This is a genomic window from Neisseria montereyensis (assembly GCF_024834045.1).
GTDB classification, from domain to species: domain Bacteria; phylum Pseudomonadota; class Gammaproteobacteria; order Burkholderiales; family Neisseriaceae; genus Neisseria; species Neisseria montereyensis.
The window spans coordinates 1-22,207 of the sequence record NZ_JANUXW010000013.1 but is presented as its reverse complement, the minus strand read 5'-3'; the positions used below and the strand labels follow the sequence as shown (position 1 = coordinate 22,207).

The following is a 22,207-nucleotide window of genomic DNA, read 5'->3' as shown; positions in this document are numbered from 1 at the left end:
CGTTTATTTGTATAAAAAGGCCGTCTGAAAACTTATTTTCAGACGGCCTTATATTTTAAGCAGTCAGCAAACTTTGTCCTAAAAATTCGCCTTTTTCAATACCGGGCAGGGTGAAGAAATAGCCGCCGCCAAACGGGCTGATGTATTCCTCTAAAGGCTCGGTATCCAAAAGTTTCTGTACAAAGATAAAGCCGTCTTCAAGGTTGGCCTGATAGCAGATAAAGACCAAACCCACATCAAGCTGCCCGGCTTTGGAAAGCCCGCGTGAATAATCGAACGGACGGCGGAATAACTGGTGTTTTTTCATAAATTCCGGATCGCGCGGATTGGCTACGCGGATATGGCTGTCGGTCGGAATCACTTCGCCATCGGGATCTTTGCTGTAATCAGGGGTATCTTGCTCATGTTGCATACCCAAGGGTGCGCCGCTGTATTTTTCACGGCCAAAAATAGTTTGTTGTTCCTGCAACGGTGTTCTGTCCCAGAATTCGACAAAATGGCGGATGATGCGCACGGCCTGATAAGTGCCGTTTTTGGTCCAAGCCGGTTCGTCCATACTGTTGGCGGCGATACCCGTCCATAAAACTTCGTCGGCAATTTTGGGGTCGGATACGTCGGGATTGGCGGTACCGTCGTGGAAACCGAGTAGGTTGCGCGGGGCGGAACCGGGTTGGGTTTTGGGTAGGAAGCCGTCGATACTCCAACGGATAACGGCCCAATTAGCGGTATTTTTAATAATATCGCGTAAGGCGTTTTGGCAGGTTTCGGGTGAGAACGCACAAATTTGTATGCTTAAATCACCATCACACCATTGGGCTTGGAGTTTATCGTTAAAGAAATCTTTTAATTCCTGCAAATGGATGGGCTTTTTATCGGCGAGGCCAAAACGTTCGTCAAACAGACTGGAACCGACGCTAACGGTAATGGTTAAGCCGTCAGGCTGGAAAACTTTGCCGAGAATACCGCTGCCGGAAGGCGGGAGTTTGATATCTTCGTCTTGCAGTTCGCCGCCATGAGTAAGAAATTCGATTCGTGCGGTTATAATACGCAACAGCTTTTCCAAATCTTTTTGATTTTTGGCGGATACGTCAAAGGCGGCCATAATGCCGAATTGCTGCGGCGGTGTGGTAATACCGGCCTGATGCATACCGTAGCAGTCGTAACTTTCCGGGTTATGCTGCATTAAGGCGGCTTTTTCTTCCTCTTTGCCCTTTTTTGTACCCCATGCAATACCGCCTGCTGCGGCGACAATGCCGGTGGCGCCTGCTGCCAATGCGGTTTTCAGCAGGGTACGTTTTTCGGGTTGGGCTGGGGATTGGTTGTCTTTATTCATAATCAATAGATATTTATTTGGTATTTCTTAAATGGCTTTCAGACGGCCTAACTTATTGTTTTTAGGCCGTCTGAAAAATGTCGGCAATACTTTAAATAGGATTATTCAAGACCTAAAGTACCGCGTAATTTAGATAAATCTTCAGCCAATGCGTTAATCGGCGCCTGTAGGGTTTTGCGGTCGGCATCGGTGAGTTTATCGTAAGGTTCATAACCGCCGTCGGCAGTTTCATATTTCGCCAGAATGTCATTAACCTGCTTGAAGTTAACATCCGTTTGATCCAAGATTGCCTGATTTTTCTCGGCAATCATCGGGCGGAATAACTCGACAATTTTTTGCGAGCCTTCAACGTTGGCTTTAAAGTCGCTCAAGTCGGTACGGCTGTAACGGTCTTCTTCACCACTGATTTTGCTGTTTGCTACTTCTTCGATCAATTCGGAAGCACCGCCGACCACGCCACCTACCGGGAAGGTTAGATCTTTAATTTCTGCTTGAAGTTTGTTGACATCAGCCTGAAGTTTGTCGGCAATCGGCGCCAAGCCTTCGGTGCTGTTGTCTACCCACAAGCCGTATTCGATACGGTGGAAACCGGTAAAGGCTTCGTCTTTGGCGCCGGCTTTGAAATCGTCTTCACGCGCATCAATGGCGGGGTCGAGTTCGTTGAACAATTCGGCAATCGGTTCGATACGTTCGTAATGACTACGGGTATCGGCAAACATAGATTTGGCTTTTTCTATTTCACCGGCTTTCACTGCGGCAACAAATGCAGCGGTTTTGGGAACCAGTTGGTCTACTTCTTTTTGAACATAAACTTTATATTCGGCCAGCGGTTGGGCAAGTCTTTCCAAATCGGCTTCACCGCCTGCGCGTTTAAAGCCGCTGTCGGTTACAGTGAGTTTGCCGCGCGGATTGTTTAACAGGCCGCAAGTCATGGCGTATTCGCCCGGCAGCAGGGTAACAGTCATTTTATCGCTCAGGCCGGGGGCGATATTTTCACGCTCGTCTACCACCATCACGCCTTTTAGAATTTCCCATTCCAGTTTGCGTCCACTGTTGTTTTTAATATTGAACACGACTTTACCACTGGGGATAGTTAATTCCATCGGTTCGCAGGCCGTATCGTTCACCGATACGTTAAACGAACCGTCTTCATTGGTTGCGGGAGCCGCCGATGCGCCGCTACCGTCGGTTGTTTGAGCGGTTTGCTCCGCTTCGGGCGGTTGGCAGGCAGCCAAACCGAATGCCAGTAAGACTGATAAAGCAGTCATATTCAGTGTTTTCATGTTAAACCTCTTTTTCATGTGTTTTTAAAGATTGTGGAGGAACAGCAGGTTTGCTGCCGCGTAAGAACCAATACATAACCGGTATGAGATATATCAGCCATACCAATATTTCGCCTTGGGTCGGATGGTCGGTATAACCGAAGAAGCCGCCGAGCAAAACACCTAAAGGACTGTCTTGATGCAAAATATGCGAAGTATCGAAAGCGATGGTTTGCAGATGGTTCCACACCCCCGCTTCATGCAGTGCACGCAACGAACCGGCCAAAAGCCCTGCGGCCACCACAATTAGAAAAGCACCGGTAATGCGGAAAAACTTAGCCAGATTCAAACGCATACCGCCCTGATAAACCAACATACCGATTAAAGCAGCAACGGCCAAACCGGCCAATGCGCCTACCGGCATTTGCCAAGACGGGCTTTGTTGGAAAACCGCAATCAGAAAAAATACGCTTTCCAAGCCTTCGCGGGCAACGGCTAAAAATGCCATACCGACCAAAGCCAAGCCCTGACCATTCCCTCGATTTAAGGCCGCCTGAACGGATTCTTGAAGATGTTGCTTCATTGAGCGGGCGGCTTTTTTCATCCATAAAACCATATAGGTCAGCATGCCGACAGCCACCAGCCCGATAAGGCCGACAACCAATTCCTGCTGTTTCTGCGGGATTTCACCTGTTGCGGTATATATGGTATAGCCTAAAATGACACACATCAGCACGGCTAGGATAACCCCTAACCAAACTCTAGGCATCAGCCTACTGTTTCCGGATTGTTGTAAAAACCCGGCAACAATGCCGACAATCAGCGCGGCCTCAATGCCTTCGCGCAACATAATTAAAAAAGCAATAAACATAAAAACCAAACTTTTCAACAGCTGTTCTTTTTTTACGGTATACCTGTTTAAATTTAAATGCAAATTATTTTTATTATTAATTGCAATTAAAATCATGACCATAATAAGGCCGTTTGAAATAGTTTCAGACGGCCTTGTAATAAAATTTTAATTTTAAAATAAAAGTTTATACATATTAAATAAGAAAACGGAGCATTACTTAAGCTTATGTTAGAATGCTTTGATTTTATTGTACCGATGCTTTTCAGACGGCCTTTACACAATCAAAACCGTTTGAAAATGAACCAAGTGTGGTTAGGTTGGTCTTTCCAGTTGCAGCGAAGCCCTGCTTTTTATGCTGTTTTGTTATTGAAATATTTTTAAAAATCTGCCGTTTAATCTATATTCAACGGCTTGCATGATAAATCGAGTTATGAATCGCCCAAAAATCTACCGTTTTGCCATTTTGAGTATTACCGCCGCTTTTTTAGCCGCCTGCGGTACCAAACAAACCAAACCTCTGCCGATGCCGCAACCCATGCCGCCTGTGAAACCCGGCGCACCGATGCCGACCGGCACACCCTCGCCTTTGGGTTATATCTATACACCGGGCGGCGGGGCCAGTTATAAAGTAGTGTCGTACCAAGCCATTCCGCAATGGCAACAACAGAACTTTGTCGAAAGCCTGCGGGCATTCCGCCTCGGTTGTGAAAAACTCCAAGGCCAAGCCAATTGGCGCAATGTTTGTGCACAAGCGGCGCAAACACCTTATCAAAACGCTCAGGCCAAATCTTTTTTCGAGCGCTATTTCACCCCGTGGGAAGTGAGTGAAAACGGTAAATTGGGCGGCACCATTACCGGCTATTACGAACCGGTTTTACACGGCGATGCCAAGCAAACCCGCCAAGCCCGCTTTCCGATATACGGTATTCCCAATGATTTTGTTTCCATCGATTTGCCGGCCAATCTGCGCAACAGCAAAGGCACTGTGCGCGTGCGCCAAACCGGCCAAAATAAAGGCGCAATTGATGCCAACGGCCCTTATAGCGCCAATTTGGCACAATTCCCCATCAGCAACCGTACCCGTGCTTTAAAAGGGCGCTTTGTCGGCAATCAATTCGTGCCCTATTACACCCGTGCCCAAATTAACGGCGGCGCACTCGACGGTAAAGCGCCGATTCTCGGCTATGCGGATGATCCGGTCGAATTGTTTTTCCTGCATGTTCAAGGTTCGGGCCGTTTGAGAACGCCCGACGGCCGCTTTATCCGTTTGGGTTTTGCCGATAAAAACGAATATCCTTATGTTTCGATTGGCCGCTATATGGCCAACCGCGGTTATTTGAGTCTCGGCCAAACCACCATGCAGGGTATCAAGGCCTATATGCAGCAAAACCCGCAACGTTTAGCCGAAGTTTTAGGGCAGAATCCCAGCTATATTTTCTTCCGCCAACTGCCGGGTAATGGCGAAGGCCCGATTGGTGCACTCGGTACACCGCTATTGGGGCAATATGCCGGCGCGGTTGACCGCCATTACATTACCTTGGGCGCACCGCTATTTGTGGCCACCGTTCACCCAACCCAAAAATATGCCCTTAACCGCCTGATTATGGCGCAAGATACCGGCAGCGCGATTAAAGGCGCGGTTCGTGTCGATTATTTCTGGGGCTATGGTGATGAAGCCGGCGCGGTGGCGGGCAAGCAGAAACATACCGGCTATGTATGGCAGCTATTACCGAATGGTGTGATGCCCGAATACCGCCCTTAATTAATGATTGTTTCGATATTCATTAACAGGCCGTCTGAAAAACTTTCAGACGGCCTCTGTTTATATATTTTTTGTTTTAACTTTTATTACATAATGAGTGATTACTATATGACTGGAAGTATGCAATTACCGGATTTTAGAATATGATTCTAAAGAATTAGAAATCTAAAACCAACCAATACCTGATGAATACATTATTTCTATAAGGAGACATTTAATATGCGTATATTGTCAAAGTCACTTTCTACCCTTGCTGTAATGATGTTGGTTGCTTGTTCCGGCCATTCTCCTGAGGATACCGCTAAAGATTTTACTCAAAAAAGTTATGAAGGCGATGCAGATGCCGTTATTGCGATGATTCATATTCCCGATCAAGAAAAAAATAAGCCCGGAGTAGAAGATATGCTTAATGGCAAAGTGAAAGCCGCTGTTGCCCGGGGTAAAGCTTATGCAGAGCAACATGGCGGTATAGATGAGGTTTCTGCTGATCCCGCGGTTATTTCCGGAGAGAATAATGATATAGCCCGAGTAGAAGTACATACTCGTTTTAAACAAGGCCAAACTAAAGATGACAATGTTAGATTAATCAAAACCGATGACGGATGGAAAGTTCGATTATAAAAAAACATATTCGGAAAAAGATGGCTGATGTTAAGTTAAAGCCATCTTTTTTGTTCATTCCATTATGTTTTTTATTTATTTTCATTATTTATTTTGATAAGTCGGAAGATAATCAACGTACGGCTATTGTGCTTCCGCCGGCTGAATTATTGCAAACCGGTGATTGGATTTTTCGAAGCGGCCGTTCGGCGGATAGCCAATTTATCAAAAGGGTGAGTCATAGCCGCTATTCGCATATTGGTATGGTGGTTCAAACCCAACCGCATATTATCATTGCCCACGCAACCACCGATGATGATCCCAAACATCCGAATCAGGTACTGTTAACGCCGTTAAGTGAGTTTACGACGGCAGACAAAGCCGATGCCATTGCCATTGCGCGCCCCAAATTTTTAAGCCGATACCAACGGGCGCAAAGTGCCAAAAGTGCCGAAAATATGGTTGGCAAGGCTTTTGTGATGACCAAGCGTTCCGAAGAGCCTTTTTATTGCACATTGTTGGTTTTCGATGCGGTACATCAACAAAATCCGGATTTCAATCCGCAATGGCAGTATTTGGATATTGCCGTTTTTGGTGGTGAATACCTGTTTCCCGAAGCCTTTACCCATGCCGATGTGGAATGGATATATCAATATCCGGGTAAATAAAAAGATATTTGAGGCTTTTGTTTCTTTATCAAGTATGTTGCATGATAAGGTTCTGATTGACTAAACCCATCATTTAAAAAGATTTGATGCCAAGGCATCAGCAGATTGAATGCTATTTTGCCGAGGCATCAACTGGGTATTTTTATTGAGTAGGTTGTTGTTTTGCAATAACGATTTCTACACGGCGGTTTTGGGCGCGGCCTTCGGGGTTGTCGCTGCCATCGGCATTTTCATTGTCTGCGATGGGGAGGCTTTCGCCTTTGCCTTCAACTTCCATGTCTTTTGTTACGCCGTTTTTTGCCAACCAGTCTTTAACAGATTGGGCCCTTGCAACAGAGAGTTTGATATTATAATCTTCCTCGCCTTTGCTATCCGTATGGCCTGTAATGGTAATTTTGCCTGTGCCCTGCTCGTTGATAATGGCGGCAGCTTGTTGCAATACGGCAGTTGCATCGGGTTTTAAATCGGCTTTATCAAAATCAAATAATACGTCGGACGACATATTCACTTCCACGCCTTTTTCGGTTTCTTTGGTAGAAATTCCGGTAACGTTGCCATGAAGCTGGGAGCCGCCTGAATTCAAACCATTATTACCACCATTCATTCCGTCTTGGTTTGCATTCATATTCACTACATTGCCGCTAAGCTTGCTGGCTCGGGCAGAAAGTTTACTGGGTAAAGGTGCCCGTTCTGCCGCTCTTATTTCTGCATCGGTCGGCATATCTTCATCCATTGATATGCTTGGATTAGTCGGCATTTCTGCATCAGTTGATATTTCTGCATTAGTCGGTATTTCTTGCGAAGATTCCGATTCCGTTATTTCTTGGGGGCTGCAGGCAGATAACAGAAACATCGGTATTAAAATGCCGGATACGGTTTTCAGATTCATCATATTCTTACTTCCGTTGTAGAAACAATTGATTTAAGTAAAAAGCTGCTTGAATCTTTCAAACAGCTTAATATCATAATGTTTATTATCGGCTGACAGGTATAGCGTCAAACGAACCGATTTGGGGTAAATCAATGCTGATGCTGGGAGTACTGGGAGGAGGTGCCGGAAACTTCAAAGTCATTTTAATAGGGCCGTTCTCATAGATACGAATTTCAGTTTTATTTGAAGCTAATGGGGAAGCCATGTAAACACCGGCTTCATCTTGTAATAAACTTACCTTTTGCGCTGCGGCATCATCAATATAGCTTACATTGTCTAGTTTGGTCTCGTAGCTTACATACCGATAGCTACCATCAGGTTTACGCTTTGGTACGAATAAAAATTCGACTGTCAGAATCTGACCAACCACACGGGCTTTGGTTAAATGCACCATATTCCCATCGCCGTATTCTTGGGTTTGAATCGGTGTTGTTTCAGGCATAGCCACGGTTGCTTTTTGAGAAACTTGCGGAACGGTTTCTTCCGAGCGGATTAAATTTTCACCTGAAGAAGGAGGTACTGCCGTTTGCTCCTGTTTGGGCGCTTCTTTGTCGCCACCGCTGATACTTGAAATTTGATCGCAGCCTGCTAAAAAGGCAGAAGCGCAAATTAACGAAGCTAATATTTTAACTTTCATTATAATTTTTCCCTAAAAAGTTTCTAAAAAAACCTAATTAATAAAAAAGGTTATGCCCGAATTCTTATTAAAATTATATATTAACGATTTTAAAAATAAAAGGTTTTCCCTTGATATATGTCACTATATAAAACCATTTAAATAATCTTTATGGACATAGCGGCCAAGCAAAAGAAGGAGCTGCCATACTTTTACCAGCAATATACAAACGCTTACGCTATATATTTTTCTAAACTGAATGAATCGAATTTTATTGAACATTAAAAAAGTCATATTTATATGTGTGGCATTGTCTTTTATCTTATTGCTGGCGGCGGTATCTTGGGTGGGCTATCAGGATGCCGTTATTAGTAAACAAACGCCGGATATGATGCAAACGGCGGATAGCGCGTTGGTGTTGAGTACCCGAGTTTATATGAATGGCAAACCGAACCCGTGTTTATCGGCCAGAGTCGGCGCTGCCGTTGAGCTTTGGCGGGCGGGAAAAGTGAGAAAGCTGGTGATGAGCGGCGGCATTAACCGCGATTTCCGACACGGCTCGAAAACCATGCAGGCGATGGCGGAAAAAATGGGCGTGCCCGATTCAGCTATTCAGCAAGAAACGGAAGCGGACGACACCTTTAAAAATATCGTATACAGCACACCCTTATTGCAAGGCGACCGCAGCGTGATATTGGTGAGTTCGGGCTTTCATATGCCGCGCGCAAGCTGGCTGGCCGCCCGCCAATGGCCGGATAAACAGATTCAGGTTTATGCCCATCATCATAGTTGCTATGACAATAGCGGTGATTATTTATTGGTGTTGCTTAGAGAAGTTGGCGCGATTGTGAAAAACGGTGCATTGGATAGGTATTGAAGCGGGTTCCGATGCACGTTCAAAAAGCGGCTTATTCTAGATTTTCCCAAGTAGCATACGGATGTTTGCTTAAATAGGCATTGGTGAAACGGCCGTCTGAAGTGATTTCCCGCCCTAACCAATCGGGTTGGGGAAATTCGGCCTGTTCGTTGTCTAATTCCAATTCGGCCACGATTAACGGGGCGTTTTCGCCGAAATATTCGTCAATCTCGAAAATAAAGCCTTGATGGTTGATTTTATAGCGGTGTTTTTCCAGTTTGAAGCGGCACATGGTTTGCATGATTTGCTCGGCATGTTGTAGCGGAATTTCATATTCGAATTCGCTGCGGGTAACGTCGGAAATATAACCTTTCAGGGTGAGCCATGCCTTATTGCCGATGATACGCACGCGTATAGTGGCTTCTTTTTCCACACTCAAATAGCCTTGCAACATTTTTTCAGGCGTACCGGCTTCGGTGCGCCAGTTGTCGTTTTTTAATAGGAAGCGGCGTTCGATTTCGATGGTCATGGATTCAGACGGCCTTTTTAGAAGGGTTTGAAGACAACAAGATAAAGTGCGGCAATCATAATCAGCACGGGGATTTCGTTAAAAACACGAAACCATTTGTGCGAATAGCGGTTTCGGTCTTCTTGAAAATCCAACAATATGCGGTAGCAGTAAAAATGATAGGCCAGCAGTATTACGCCTAAGGTAACTTTAGTATGCACCCAGCCCATACCCCACCAGCCGTTAATAAACGGAATAATAAAACCGGTGAGCACGGCGGCGATGCCTAACGGGGTCATAAATTTAAACAGCCGTTCCGACATACCGAGCAAACGTTGGTATTCGCTGCGGTTGCCCGCTTCGACCTGTGCCAGATTCACATAAATACGCGGCAGGTAAAACAGGCCGGCAAACCACGAGATAATAAAAAATATATGCAGCAGTTTGAACCATAAATACATTTCAGACGGCCTTTGGAAAATAACAGACATATTGTAGCGTTAAATAACGCCCGACGGTTAAGATTTGTAGGCAGCGGCGGCTTTTTTGCTAAAATACATCCGCATTTTACGGAAAGGAAAACAAAATGATTAAACAATTTGAAATACACGGCGGGGTAAAAAAACAGCTTCAGGAATTTCTCGACGGCCGCAATACCGATTTGAAAACGGCGATGGATAGCGAACCGCTAAACCGCGAAGTGGCGGCAATCGTGCATAACGGCTTGCCTGCAATGGTGAGAAAAATCTATTCGCTGGAAAAGATGCAGAAGTTTTTTTGGGAGAAAAAAGATTTGATGGTGGATTATGTGGCGGCACGTTTGGCGGCTGCCGATAAAAAGCCGAAAGGCAGTAAAAATACCCGTCAGAAAAAACGCTGATTTTTGCTTTATGACGGATTAAAGATAAAGGGAACGGTATTTCAAACCGTTCCCTTTATTTTGTTTCATATACGGCAAAATCATACATAAAACCGATTGGCCGATACAGATAAAATATTCATGGCATACCGTTTTTCTGCCGATCATGTCTATTTTCTTATTTTTATAGACAAAAAATAGTATCTATATTTAAATATAAAAGCATATTTATCTTCTATGGGAGTGCTGTTATGTTGAAACCGTTTGATTATGAAGTTGCCATTGAAATTTTAGGACAAAGCCAACAAGACCTGGTGAATGAAATTTTTAAAGAATCTGAAAAAGATGAGCCAAACGAGAAATATTTGCAATTTTTAATTGCCAGAAAAGCATTGATTTATGATTTTTTGGATGATTTACACCCTAAAGATGAATATATTATCAAACGTTTATTGGATAAAGATGATGTGATAAGGAAGTTGTTATAACTTTAATACTGAACAATAAATAGGAGTGTCGTCATGTTAGAACCATTTGATTATGAAGTTGCCATCGAAATTTTAGGACAAAGCCAACAAGGCTTGGTGAATGAGATTTTTAGAGAACGTAAGCGTGATAAGCCAAATGAGAAATATTTGCAATTTTTAAGTGCCAGAAAAGCATTGATTTATGATTTATTGGATGGGCTAAATCTTGATGACGAATATATTATCAAACGTTTATTGGATAAAGATGATGTTATAAGGAAGTTGTTATAGTTTTGGTTTTTGCTACCGTCCGTAGGGGCGGATTATATATCCGCCCGCGTCGACACAGCAGTAACGCGAATCAAAACAACCTCATTCCGATTCCGACCATAACCCAATATCAAGCACGTTCAAACCTATACAAACGGGCGCATATACAATCTGCTCCTACATATTCAACCTACATGGTTTTTACAAAGGTATCTATTTAGTGTGAAAAATTAAATAAAGCCGTCTGAAACCTTTCAGACGGCTGCTTTATTTGTGGTATTACCGCCCGATTAATTGACTGGCAAAGCCGACGGTGCGACGGCTTTCAAGTAGTTTAATGCGATAAATTGTTTATCGGCGTCCACTTCGGTCACCGACAGCAGTAATTGGGATTTCGGCAGCGCGTCAAAAGGGATACCGGTGGCGCGTACGACCAGCGGCAGTCCGTTGATACGCACTAAATCTTCTTTCAACAGGGTGGCGCTCAGTTCTTTGAGGTTTTCCTGCCGGATATACACCAAGCTCCAGTAGCTTTCCATTTGGCGTTGGAAATCGGCATAGGCGGTATAGGTGGTATCAAAATCGCGCAGTGCGCTGAAAAGCTCGGCATCGTTGTTGTGAAACAAAGGCTCGGCATTTTCATCAATCAGGCTGATGAGTTGTTTTTGATTGATGTAGTCGGCGGCGCGGCGTAATGGTGAGGTAAACCAGCCATAATGCTGAACGCCCATGCCGCTATGCGGTTCGGATTGGGTACTCATGCGCACTTTGCTGTTGCCGGGTTGTACGCGGAACAGGCCGGGCAGGTCGTTTTCATCAAGCATTTCCGCCCAAGTGCTGTTGGCGAGAATCATCATTTCGCTCACTAAAGTATCGATAGGCGAACCGCGTTCGCGGCGGGCCACGGCAACGCTGCCGTCTTCGTTGAGTTCTATGCTGTAATCGTATTGCGGCAGCCGTTCGGGATCGTATTTGCCGCGTGCTTTTTGGCGGGCGATGGCGAATTGGTGCAGCCAGATTAAATCTTGATGGTGGTTGAACATGGCGCGGCCTTCGGCATCCAGCCCGGTTTGGGCATTGAAATGCGGCTCGATGGCTTGAATACGCAGGTTTTCGCTAATATAAACGGCTTCGATTTTGTGGGTGGGTTCGCTGATATTGAATTCGCTGTCGACATCAAAATAGATGCTGACGGCGGGGCGGTGTGCGCCGGCATCAAGGCTGAATCCGGTAATCCAGTTTTTCGGCAGCATGGTGATTTTGCCGCCGGGGAAATAGACGGTGCTCAGGCGTGCCATAATGATTTTTTCAATATCGCTGCCGGGGGTAACCGCGAGCGACGGTGCGGCAATATGGATGCCGATGCGTTTGCTGCCGTTGCCCAAGTCGGTAACGCTCAGGGCGTCGTCGACTTCGGTGGTGCTGTCGTCGTCGATAGAAAATGCCTGTACGTCGGCTTGCGGCAGCGGTGCGTAGGCGGGTATGTCGATATGGGGAAAGCCGGTGCCTTGCGGAAAGTGTTTCACTTCAAAACCGTCGTGAAGATATTGGGGAATCGATTGAACCGCGCCGGTTTGCATGGCCAATGCCAGCGGTGTCGATTTCATGGCATCCGCCGCTTTGGTAAAGGCTTTGTAGGTGAGTGCCTGTTTGTCGGGCGCGTGTAGGATGGTTTTCAAATCGGCGGCAATTTCAGACGGCATCTCACCCTGTTGCAAACGCGCCGCCCAGCTTTCAATTTGCGCTTCCTGCTGTTTTTTGCGTTCGATAGCGGCCAGTGCCTGTTTGAGGGTTTCTTCGGGCGCGGCTTTGAATACGCCCTTGCCTTTTTTATAGAAATAAACGGGGGCGGAATACAGGGCGATTAAAGTGGCCGCCAATTCGATTTTGGTCGGGGTGTGGCCGAAATATTCTTCGGCAATGGCTTCGGCAGTGAATTCCGTGTCGCTGCACACTTCCCAGAGTAAATCGGTGTCGATTTCAGCAGCTTCGCTTTGGGCTTTAGTGAGAAAATCTTCCGCTGATGTGTCGAATTCGACGAATACATTGGCCGCTTTCACTTTGGTGCGCTTGCCGTGCATGGTGTCGGCTTGGTAGTTGGTATCGTTTTTTTGAACGACGGCGGCCACTTTGAACTGGCCGGATTCTTCGTAAAATATGTTCATATAATTTAATTATTTAAAAACTCGCGTGATTTTAACAGGAATCGTTGAGGCCGTCTGAAAGATTTGGCCGCTTTTATAAAGCATAAAGGCCGTCTGAAAGCCATTCAGCAGTTTGTTGTTTTAGCGTTTTGGTGCTTGCTTTGGTTAAGCGGAAAAATATTTTTTATTGTTTAAACAAGCCATTGAATTTTTATAAAAAGATTTAGTGAATATTCAGGGGCTTGGTAAAACGGAAAGCACCGATGCGGTGCCGTTTTGAATCTGAAATTTCACTTCATATCCGGCGATATTCATTATATAGATGCGTTCGGGAATATCCTGATAGGCGGGGCGCGGGTCTTGGGCGATGCTTTGGCTAATCAGATTGCGCTCTGATTCCGATAAATGTTCCGCTCCTACGGCAGCCTGCCAGCTAACGGATAATTCTTCCGGCTTGGCAGTGGCGAAACCGCCGGCGGCATCGGGCTTGGCTTCCACAAAAGGAATATAGGGTTTGATGTCGATAACGGGGGTGGCATCCAATAAATCGGCACCGCTGCAGTACAGACGCACGGTTTTATCGGTTTCGATGCGTTCCAGTTTGAGCAGCGACAAGCCGATATGGTTGGGGCGGTGCGGGCTACGGGTGGCAAAAACGCCCATTTTCTGTTTGCCGCCCAAACGCGGCGGCCGTACCAATAACGACCAGCCTTCGTCTAAAACATCGTGAAAAATAAAACTAATCCATACATAATCGAAGCTGTCTAAGCCGCGCACGCTGTCGGCAGTGAATCGTTTATCGAGTTCGATACAAACTTCGGCGGCGGGCACTAAGCCGGGCTGACGGGCGACGCCGAATTTTTGTGTATAAGGGGAATGTACGGTGCCGATGGGGGTGATGGTGTATTGCATAGGCCGTCTGAAAGCCGTGATAAAAACTGCATCATAACACTGTTATCGGTTTCAGACGGCCTTTGTTATAATGGCGTCTGCTTAAAACAAGAAGGCCGTATATATGATTGTATCGATTGATGTGGATGCTCAAAAAACCTTTTCCCCTTTGTGCCCGGAAGAATTGCCGGTGGCCGAGGGGGATACCATTGTTGCCGAATTAAATGCTCAGGCGGCATTGGCGGATTTGCGGGTGATGACTAAAGATGCACATAGTATGTCGGCCAAGTGGTTGGTGGACGATGCCGAAGATATGTTGCAGCCAACCGGTATGCCCGAAGCAGATTTAACGTGGGTAGCGCATGCGGTGGTGGGCAGCGAGGGTTATGAATTGCTCGACGGCCTGCCGAAAGCAACCGAATACGATTATTGCGTATGGAAAGGTGTCGACCCCGAATTTCACCCTTATGGCGCATGTTTCCATGATATTGGTGAAAAATTAAGCACGGGCTTGCTGGAATGGCTGCATAGCAAACAAACCGATTTTGTATTGGTAGGCGGATTGGCTACCGATTATTGTGTGAAAACAACGGTTTTACAGTTGCTTAAAGGCGGCGATTGGAAAGTGATTGTGAATGCGGCAGCTTGTCGCGGCATTGCGCCGGAAACCATCGAAGCAGCTTGGAACGAAATGATGGATGCCGGTGCGGTTGTGTTGGAAAATGCAGAGACTATTGATAAATATATTAAAAATCAATAGTTTGATTTTGTTTCACGTGAAACATATTAATTCAGGGTAAGGCATGGTTATGAAAACGCTATTGGTGAGACTTTCCAGTATGGGCGATTTAATCCATACCATGCCTGCCGTTGAAGATTTATCGCGAATGCGGCCGGATATCGAGCTGCATTGGTTGTGCGAGGCGGGTTTTGCCGATATTGCCCGCTTGCATCCGTTTGTAAAAAAAGTTCATGTGATGCGTTGGCGACAATGGCGCAAACAATTGCAAAGCATGGATGTTTGGCGCGAAATGGGCCGTCTGAAAGACGATTTGCGCGGGCAGCGGTTTGATATGGTTTTGGATGCGCAAGGACTATTGAAAAGTGCTTTGTTTGCCAAAGTAGCCAATGCGCCGGTAACCGGATTGGATTTTCATAGTGCGCGCGAACGGTGGGCGGCATTAAGCTACAACCAGAGCTATGCCGTACCGAAAGGACGCAGTGCGGTTTGGCGTAATCGGGCTTTGTTTGCGCAGGCATTCGGTTATGAGATGCCGTCTGAACAACGGTTTGGCTTGGTTGTCCCGCCGGAAGCAGCATTAACAGGGCTTGCGCCGCACTATTATGTCGGCCTGCATGCAACCAGCCGCGACAGTAAGCTATGGCCGGTAGAACGGTGGCTGGCGTTGTTTGATAAACTGCATCAATACGATAAAGCGGTTATCTATTTGCCGTGGGGTAATGAAGTTGAGAAACAGCGTGCAGAGCAAATGGCGGCAGAACGGCCTTTTGTACAGGTATGCGATAAATTGAGCCTGCTGCAAGCGGCTTACCTGCTGGGTAATGCGGCCGGTATTATCGGCGTGGATACGGGGCTGCTGCATTTGGCCAATGCATTAGATAAACCGGTGGTCGGTATTTATACCGATACTGATCCGGTCAAAACCGGCGTTCAAGAATCTCCGTGGGCGGTGAATCTGGGCAATGTGGCCGATATTCCCATTGTCGATGAAGTTTTTAATAGCTTGTTGGCCTGTATGAAAGCGAAGGCTGAGGCCGTCTGAAAGATTTGATTTTAGTGTACGGTTTACACGCCGGTATATGGCTTTTAAAATACCGTAAAACCCTGAAAAAAGGGTTTTAATTCAGGTATAATGCCGAAAATTTACCAAGCCATTTTTGCAAAGAAAATGTAGGGTTTTTTCTGCAAAAACAGTTTATTTTGGCGATAATAATTGATTCAATACCGGATAGCTTCCGGTTTTAAGGAGTGTTCATGAAAGCACTGGTTGCAGTAAAAAGAGTGGTGGATTACAACGTTAAAGTGCGGGTAAAAGCCGATGGATCGGATGTGGATATCGGCAATGTGAAAATGTCGATGAATCCTTTCGATGAAATTGCAGTAGAAGAAGCGGTTCGTTTGAAAGAAGCCGGCAAAATTACTGAAATCGTTGCCGTATCGTTGGGCGGTAAAAAATCTGAAGAAACCTTGCGGACGGCATTGGCCATGGGTGCCGATCGTGCCGTGCATGTGGAAACTGATGCCAAATTGGAGCCGCTTCACGTTGCCAAATTGCTGAAAGCCGTGGCTGCCAAAGAATCACCCGATTTGCTTCTATTAGGCAAACAGGCGATTGACGATGATGCCAACCAAACCGCGCAAATGTTGGCCGCCCTTTTGAATGCGCCGCAAGGCACGTTTGCCTGCAAGCTGGAAATGAAAGATGGCGAAGTATGGGTAACGCGCGAGATAGACGGCGGTGAAGAAACCGTGGCATTGAAACTGCCTGCCGTTGTGAGCGCCGATTTGCGTTTGAACGAGCCGCGCTTTGTGAAATTACCCAATATTATGGCAGCCAAGAAAAAACCATTGGAAAAACTTTCCCCTACCGATTTGGGTGTGGATGTGGCGGCCAATGTGAAAGTGTTGAAAGTGGCAGAGCCTAAGCAGCGTCAGGCCGGTGTGAAAGTGGGTAGCGTTGCCGAGCTTGTTGAAAAATTGAAAAACGAAGCCAAAGTCATCTGAAGGGTTGTGAAATGAGTGTTTTAATTATTGCAGAACATAATAACCAGCAATTGAATCCTGCTACGCTGCATGCGGTTACTGCTGCGGCTAAATTGGGCGAAGTACACATTTTGGTAGCCGGCCATCAGGCGGCAGGTGTTGCCGAAGCAGCCAAACAAGTACCCAGTGTGGCTAAAGTATTGCTGGCCGATGCGCCCTATTACGAAAACGGCTTGGCTGAAGAAATCACCCCTTTGGTGGTGAAGCTGGCCGGCGATTACCAACACATTGCGGCTACGGCGACAACATTCGGTAAAAATCTATTACCGCGTATTGCCGCTCTTTTGGATGTGCCGCAAATTTCCGATTTAACCGAAGTGGTTGATAATAAAACATTTGTTCGGCCGATTTATGCGGGCAATGCTTTTGAAACCGTGCAAAGTGATGCGGCTAAATTGGTACTGACTTTCCGCGCCACTGCTTTCGATGCGGCGCCTTCTTCAGGGGGTAATGCCGAAGTGGTGACGGTAGAAGCCGCCGAGCAGCAAAATTTAAGCCGTTTCGTTTCGCAAAAACTGATTCAATCCGACCGTCCGGAATTGACGCAAGCCGATGTTGTGGTTTCCGGCGGCCGTGCTTTGGGTAGTGCGGAACAATTTAATGCCGTGATTACCCCGCTTGCCGATGCTTTGGGTGCGGCAATAGGTGCTTCACGCGCTGCGGTGGATGCCGAATATGCGCCGAACTCGGCCCAAGTCGGCCAAACCGGTACGGTAGTCGCGCCGAAACTTTATATTGCCGTCGGTATTTCCGGTGCGATTCAGCATATTGCCGGTATGCAAGACAGTAAAGTGATTGTGGCAATTAATAAAGACCCTGATGCGCCGATTTTTAATATTTCAGACTATGCACTTGTGGGCGATTTGTTCCAAATTGTGCCTGAACTGACTTCGGCCTTAAAAGCTTAAATGTTTCACGTGAAACATATCTGTATCGTGAACGGTTGATAAAGGTTTAATCTAATCCTTTACGGGCATATATTTTTTAATATCAAAACGATATGATTTCACAAAGGCATCAGGCCGTCTGAACTTGCTATTCAGACGGCCTGATATTTTGGGAGGAAAGATGATGAGTACGTTACATAATCCGGAGCAAATTTCTTTTGCTTCAGACAACTATTCAGGCGCACACCCTGAGATTCTTGTCGCATTGTCGGATGCCAACGGCGGCCATGTCGGCGCTTATGGCAATGATCCTTATACCGCTTATTTGCGAACCTTGGTTAAGCGGCATTTCGGCGAACAGGCCGAGGCTTGGCCGGTATTTAACGGCACGGGTGCTAATGTATTGTCTTTACAAGCGTGCCTACCCCGTTGGGGTGCAGTGATTTGCGGCGAATCCGCCCATGTGAATGAAGATGAAAGTAATGCGCCGCAGGCAGTTGGCGGATTTAAATTATGGACGGTTCCTGTTGAGGAAGGGAAAATCAATCCCGATTTGATTGCACGCGAAGCACGCGGCTATGGCTTTGAGCATCGGGCGCAACCTTTGGCCGTCAGCATCACGCAAAGCACCGAATGGGGTACGGTGTATCAGCCGTCTGAAATCGAAGCCATCAGTGCTTTGTGCCGCAAACACGGTATGGTACTGCATATGGATGGTGCGCGTTTGGCCAATGCTGCCGCATCGTTGAATGTATCTTTGCGAGAGATAACCACTGATGTCGGCGTGGATATTCTTTCTTTCGGCGGCACCAAAAACGGCTTGCTTTTTGGCGAGTGCGTGGTGGTTTTGAATCCGGAAAAAGTTTCAGACGGCCTGAAATATCTGCGTAAACTAAACCTGCAATTGGCTTCTAAAATGCGTTTTATATCCGCCCAATTGATTGCATTGTTGGAAAACGATTTATGGTTGAAGAGTGCGCAACATGCCAATGCAATGGCAACACGCCTTGCTAACGGTTTGCAACAGATTGAAGGGGCATCGCTGAAATATCCGCAACAGGCTAACGGTGTCTTTGCACGGTTGCCGAAAGGTATTGCCGATACGGTTCGGGAGCATTTTGCTTTTTATGATTGGGATGATCAGGGTACGGTTCGCCTGATGTGTAGTTTCGATACCCAGCCGGAAGATGTCGATTTATTTTTAGCTTTAGTACGCAAAGCCGTTAACGGGGCCGTCTGAAATGGCGGTAACCACGTATCGAACCATTGCTTCCCCTGCCCAATCCGAATTTAAAGATAAAGGCAGCCGCTTTATTGCGTTTGCTTATCCGGTTCGGATGGCGGCAGAGGTGAAGCAATATGTGGATAGTTTGCGCAACGAACATCATAAAGCACGCCATTGGTGCTATGCCTACCGCTTAGGCACCGACGGCATGCAATTTCGCGCCAATGATGACGGCGAACCTTCCGGCAGTGCCGGACGGCCGATTTTAGGGCAGATAGATTCGGCGGAACTCACCGATATTTTAGTGGTTGTGGTTCGCTATTTCGGCGGCACATTATTGGGTGTGCCCGGTTTGATTCATGCCTATAAAACGGCCACGGCGGAAGCGCTGAAAACGGCTGAAGTTGTTGAAAAAAATATTGAAAAAATAGTTTGGCTGCGTTGCGAATACCCGAATTTAAACGATGCCATCCGGATTGCCGGGCAATATCAGGCCAATATTATCGAACAGGATTTGCAACTGGATTGCCGCTTAACCGTGAGCATTCCGTTGGCAAACTATGATGCCTGTATCGCTGCCTGGCAGCATACACGGGCGATTGATATACGGTTTGAACAAACGGAAGAAACTGCCGATGAAAACTGAGTTGGTAAGATTATGGCTATTCAATCGTTTTTATTAAATTGGTGTGGTCGATATTGGGATAAGTGGTTTTAACCTTATGGGCAGGCCGTCTGAAATGTTTCAGACGGCCTGCCCTGTTGATGTGGAAATCGGCTATAATCTAACGTTTAAATTCACGGTCAGAGCACCTTCATTTATCAAGGAAACCCTATGAAATTACTCGTTATCGGCGGCGGCGGACGCGAACATGCGTTGGCGTGGAAATTGGCACAATCCCCTAAAGTGGAAACAGTTTATGTTGCACCGGGCAATGCCGGCACGGCGGTTGAACCGAAGCTGCACAACCTTGAATTAACTGCTCATCGTGAATTGATTGAATTTTGCCAACGCGAAAATATCGCCTTTACATTGGTAGGCCCCGAAGCACCGCTGGCAGCCGGCGTGGTAGATGATTTTCGTGCAGCCGGTTTGAAAATCTTCGGCCCAACCCGTGCCGCCGCGCGTTTGGAAAGCTCTAAAGATTTTGCCAAAGCCTTTATGGCGAAATATGCGATTCCGACCGCTCAATATCAAACCTTTGAACATGCCGAACAGGCACATGAATATGTGCGCAGCAAAGGGGCGCCGATAGTGATTAAGGCCGATGGTTTGGCCGCCGGAAAAGGCGTGATTGTCGCTGAAACCGAAGAAGCTGCGCATGCCGCTATTGATGATATGTTGTTGGGCAATAAAATGGGCAATGCCGGTGCCCGCGTGGTGATTGAAGACTTTTTGCAGGGCGAGGAAGCCAGCTTTATTGTGATGGTGGACGGCGACCATGTTTTACCGATGGCAACCAGCCAAGACCACAAGCGCTTGCTGGATAACGACCAAGGGCCGAATACGGGCGGCATGGGCGCATACAGCCCCGCGCCCGTGGTAACTCCCGAAGTATACGAGCGTGCCATGAATGAAATTATTCTGCCGACCGTGCAAGGCATGAAAGCAGAAGGCAATGATTTTACAGGGTTTTTATACGCAGGTTTAATGATTGATTCGTCTGGCGCACCATTTACCATTGAATTTAACTGTCGTTTCGGTGATCCGGAAACCCAGCCGATTATGAGCCGTTTAAAAAGCGATTTATCCGATTTGGTTGCGGCTGCTATCGACGGCAAACTGGATCAGGTTGAAGCGCAATGGTATGACGAAACTGCGGTGGGTGTGGTTTTGGCGGCTGCCAATTATCCCGAATCACCGAAAAAAGGCGATGTGATTACCGGTCTTGAGGCTGCCAACCAAATCGGCAAAGTATTCCATGCCGGCACTGCAAGCGATGAATCCGGCAATATTGTCACCAACGGCGGGCGTGTTTTGTGCGTGGTTGGCTTAGGTGATGATGTTGCATCGGCCAAAACCAAAGCATACAGAGCTTTAGCGGAAATTCATTTCGACGGTATGCAATACCGAACCGATATTGCCGATAAAGCCATTAAGCGTTAATCGGTTTTTAGGCAAATGAGGCCGTCTGAAAACTTTTTCAGACGGCCTATTTCTATAAAAAACGGCCTATTTCTATAAAAAACAATATCAATTTTCATCTATTTCTAATATGAATATCGGGATTTTTTTGATGATTTTCCGGTGATAGCAGCGGTTTTATAGAATGGTTTATATCCATTTTATCAATGGGCTATGCCCGTATTTTTCAGGTATGGAAAAAACCTGAGCCAGCCTTATATGATGTTACGGCATTGCATGACCGCTTAATAAAAGGATATACGGCAAAAAGAAATAGCTTGCCGTGAGATAAATTGATAGCATAACCGCCTATGATAAAACATACCCGTTCCCTTTCTGCCACTGCCCGTATCAAGCTTTCCGCCCATTTAAAACGTGGCGGATTGCTGGCATATCCTACCGAATCATGCTACGGCTTAGGCTGCCTGCCTACTCATATGCGGGCGTTGCAAAAGCTGGTTCGCATTAAAAAGCGGCCGCAGCATAAAGGTATGATTGTGATTGGCAGCAGCCTGCCGCAATTATTGCCTTTATTAAACAGGCCGTCTGAAAACACCGCCGCTATGCTTGCTGCCGAATGGCCGGCCGCGAAAACCTTTCTATTGCCTTGCCGCCGTTTATCGATGCTTCTGCGTGGCCGCATGCGCGATAAACTGGCCGTACGCGTGCCTGCTCATCAGGGCGCGCGGGATGTGTGCGCGATACTTGATACGCCACTGGTTTCAACATCATGCAACCGTTCCGGTCGCCGCCCTTGCAAAACCTTGCGAGAGGCGAAAAGGCAGTTCGGGCGTGATGTATGGATTGTCGGCGGGCGTATCGGCGGCCAGAAATTCCCCAGTCAGATTATCGATGGTGAAACCGGAAAGCGGCTGCGTTAAAGCTTTATCGGGCTAAGGTTGGGGTTTGATCGATGTGGGCAAGCATGCGGTTATTAAGCATGGAAGATTTTAGGCCGTCTGAAAATAAAATAATGGTTTACTGTATTTTCATAATGCTAACCATTTGAAAATAATATTAAAAAGGCCGTCTGAAAACATATGAACTGCACCCCAAAAGTTGGACACCCCTCCAACCCATTAAGGTGCAGTTTTCTTATGAGCAAATATACATTAGACTTTAAATACCAAGCCGTACAATATTATCAGCGCGTACGCAGCCAACA

24 protein-coding genes are annotated in these 22,207 nt (G+C 46.5%); 15 read left to right on the top strand and 9 right to left on the bottom strand.

Annotated features, from left to right (window positions below; translation table 11 throughout):
* Positions 1-55: 55 nt before the first annotated feature.
* The 3 genes from efeB to efeU form a co-directional block, all read right to left on the bottom strand.
* Positions 56-1,333: an iron uptake transporter deferrochelatase/peroxidase subunit gene (gene efeB, locus NXS09_RS10255; RefSeq protein WP_259292425.1), complete on the bottom strand. Its 1,278-nt coding sequence runs from the start codon at positions 1,331-1,333 to the stop codon at positions 56-58.
* 101 nt (positions 1,334-1,434) lie between these two features.
* Complete coding sequence (gene efeO, locus NXS09_RS10250) at positions 1,435-2,616, bottom strand: iron uptake system protein EfeO (protein ID WP_259292424.1); 1,182 nt, start codon at positions 2,614-2,616, stop codon at positions 1,435-1,437.
* A gap of 1 nt (position 2,617) precedes the next feature.
* The gene (efeU, locus tag NXS09_RS10245) at positions 2,618-3,466 is read right to left on the bottom strand and encodes an iron uptake transporter permease EfeU (RefSeq protein ID WP_259292423.1); all 849 of its coding nucleotides are present in this window, start codon (positions 3,464-3,466) and stop codon (positions 2,618-2,620) included.
* 412 nt (positions 3,467-3,878) lie between these two features.
* On the opposite strand from efeU, the gene mltA reads away from it, so the two are divergent.
* From mltA to NXS09_RS10230, 3 genes are all read left to right on the top strand, one after another.
* A complete protein-coding gene (gene mltA / locus NXS09_RS10240; RefSeq protein ID WP_259292422.1) occupies positions 3,879-5,210 on the top strand; it encodes a murein transglycosylase A in 1,332 nt (443 codons plus the stop codon).
* A 219-nt stretch (positions 5,211-5,429) separates the two neighbouring features.
* Entirely contained in the window at positions 5,430-5,831 is a 402-nt protein-coding gene (locus NXS09_RS10235) for a DUF4878 domain-containing protein (protein WP_259292421.1), read from the top strand.
* A 128-nt stretch (positions 5,832-5,959) separates the two neighbouring features.
* The gene (locus tag NXS09_RS10230) at positions 5,960-6,478 is read left to right on the top strand and encodes a C40 family peptidase (protein WP_259292420.1); all 519 of its coding nucleotides are present in this window, start codon (positions 5,960-5,962) and stop codon (positions 6,476-6,478) included.
* 142 nt (positions 6,479-6,620) lie between these two features.
* Here the strand turns inward: NXS09_RS10230 and NXS09_RS10225 are convergent, their stop codons facing one another.
* The gene (locus tag NXS09_RS10225) at positions 6,621-7,370 is read right to left on the bottom strand and encodes an OmpA family protein (RefSeq protein WP_259292419.1); all 750 of its coding nucleotides are present in this window, start codon (positions 7,368-7,370) and stop codon (positions 6,621-6,623) included.
* A gap of 82 nt (positions 7,371-7,452) precedes the next feature.
* On the bottom strand, positions 7,453-8,046 hold the full coding sequence (locus NXS09_RS10220) for a phosphoribosylglycinamide synthetase (protein ID WP_259292418.1): 594 nt from the start codon (positions 8,044-8,046) through the stop codon (positions 7,453-7,455).
* Between the two features lie 283 nt (positions 8,047-8,329).
* On the opposite strand from NXS09_RS10220, the gene NXS09_RS10215 reads away from it, so the two are divergent.
* Positions 8,330-8,902, top strand: coding sequence for a YdcF family protein (locus tag NXS09_RS10215; protein ID WP_259292417.1), 573 nt, complete (start codon positions 8,330-8,332; stop codon positions 8,900-8,902).
* Between the two features lie 31 nt (positions 8,903-8,933).
* Here the strand turns inward: NXS09_RS10215 and NXS09_RS10210 are convergent, their stop codons facing one another.
* Positions 8,934-9,410 (bottom strand): CYTH domain-containing protein, encoded by a 477-nt coding sequence (locus NXS09_RS10210; RefSeq protein WP_259292416.1) that lies wholly within the window; start codon positions 9,408-9,410, stop codon positions 8,934-8,936.
* A gap of 17 nt (positions 9,411-9,427) precedes the next feature.
* On the bottom strand, positions 9,428-9,850 hold the full coding sequence (locus NXS09_RS10205) for a CopD family protein (protein WP_259292448.1): 423 nt from the start codon (positions 9,848-9,850) through the stop codon (positions 9,428-9,430).
* Positions 9,851-9,975: 125 nt separating this feature from the next.
* Between NXS09_RS10205 and NXS09_RS10200 the strand changes: the two genes are divergently transcribed.
* From NXS09_RS10200 to NXS09_RS10190, 3 genes are all read left to right on the top strand, one after another.
* Positions 9,976-10,269 carry a hypothetical protein gene (locus NXS09_RS10200; protein WP_259292415.1) on the top strand — a complete coding sequence of 98 codons (294 nt, stop codon included), beginning with the start codon at positions 9,976-9,978 and terminating at the stop codon, positions 10,267-10,269.
* Positions 10,270-10,499: 230 nt separating this feature from the next.
* Positions 10,500-10,736, top strand: coding sequence for a hypothetical protein (locus tag NXS09_RS10195; protein WP_259292414.1), 237 nt, complete (start codon positions 10,500-10,502; stop codon positions 10,734-10,736).
* Between the two features lie 33 nt (positions 10,737-10,769).
* On the top strand, positions 10,770-11,006 hold the full coding sequence (locus tag NXS09_RS10190; RefSeq protein ID WP_259292413.1) for a hypothetical protein: 237 nt from the start codon (positions 10,770-10,772) through the stop codon (positions 11,004-11,006).
* A gap of 269 nt (positions 11,007-11,275) precedes the next feature.
* On the opposite strand, the gene NXS09_RS10185 is transcribed toward NXS09_RS10190, so the two are convergent.
* Positions 11,276-13,150 (bottom strand): ribonuclease catalytic domain-containing protein, encoded by a 1,875-nt coding sequence (locus NXS09_RS10185; RefSeq protein WP_259292412.1) that lies wholly within the window; start codon positions 13,148-13,150, stop codon positions 11,276-11,278.
* Positions 13,151-13,363: 213 nt separating this feature from the next.
* Positions 13,364-14,041, bottom strand: a complete 678-nt coding sequence (gene tsaA, locus NXS09_RS10180; RefSeq protein WP_259292411.1) for a tRNA (N6-threonylcarbamoyladenosine(37)-N6)-methyltransferase TrmO — start codon at positions 14,039-14,041, stop codon at positions 13,364-13,366.
* 103 nt (positions 14,042-14,144) lie between these two features.
* Between tsaA and NXS09_RS10175 the strand changes: the two genes are divergently transcribed.
* The 8 genes from NXS09_RS10175 to NXS09_RS10140 all read left to right on the top strand — a co-directional run bounded on the left by NXS09_RS10175 (position 14,145) and on the right by NXS09_RS10140 (position 21,923).
* Positions 14,145-14,780 (top strand): nicotinamidase, encoded by a 636-nt coding sequence (locus NXS09_RS10175; RefSeq protein WP_259292410.1) that lies wholly within the window; start codon positions 14,145-14,147, stop codon positions 14,778-14,780.
* Positions 14,781-14,829: 49 nt separating this feature from the next.
* Entirely contained in the window at positions 14,830-15,804 is a 975-nt protein-coding gene (gene waaC / locus NXS09_RS10170) for a lipopolysaccharide heptosyltransferase I (protein ID WP_259292409.1), read from the top strand.
* Positions 15,805-16,016: 212 nt separating this feature from the next.
* Positions 16,017-16,766, top strand: coding sequence for an electron transfer flavoprotein subunit beta/FixA family protein (locus tag NXS09_RS10165; protein WP_259292408.1), 750 nt, complete (start codon positions 16,017-16,019; stop codon positions 16,764-16,766).
* 11 nt (positions 16,767-16,777) lie between these two features.
* On the top strand, positions 16,778-17,713 hold the full coding sequence (locus tag NXS09_RS10160; RefSeq protein ID WP_259292407.1) for an electron transfer flavoprotein subunit alpha/FixB family protein: 936 nt from the start codon (positions 16,778-16,780) through the stop codon (positions 17,711-17,713).
* A 163-nt stretch (positions 17,714-17,876) separates the two neighbouring features.
* Positions 17,877-18,932 (top strand): threonine aldolase family protein, encoded by a 1,056-nt coding sequence (locus NXS09_RS10155; protein WP_259292406.1) that lies wholly within the window; start codon positions 17,877-17,879, stop codon positions 18,930-18,932.
* 1 nt (position 18,933) lies between these two features.
* Positions 18,934-19,563, top strand: coding sequence for an IMPACT family protein (locus tag NXS09_RS10150; protein ID WP_259292405.1), 630 nt, complete (start codon positions 18,934-18,936; stop codon positions 19,561-19,563).
* 189 nt (positions 19,564-19,752) lie between these two features.
* Entirely contained in the window at positions 19,753-21,024 is a 1,272-nt protein-coding gene (gene purD, locus NXS09_RS10145) for a phosphoribosylamine--glycine ligase (protein WP_259292404.1), read from the top strand.
* Between the two features lie 329 nt (positions 21,025-21,353).
* Complete coding sequence (locus NXS09_RS10140) at positions 21,354-21,923, top strand: L-threonylcarbamoyladenylate synthase (protein WP_259292403.1); 570 nt, start codon at positions 21,354-21,356, stop codon at positions 21,921-21,923.
* The last annotated feature ends 284 nt before the right edge of the window (positions 21,924-22,207 follow it).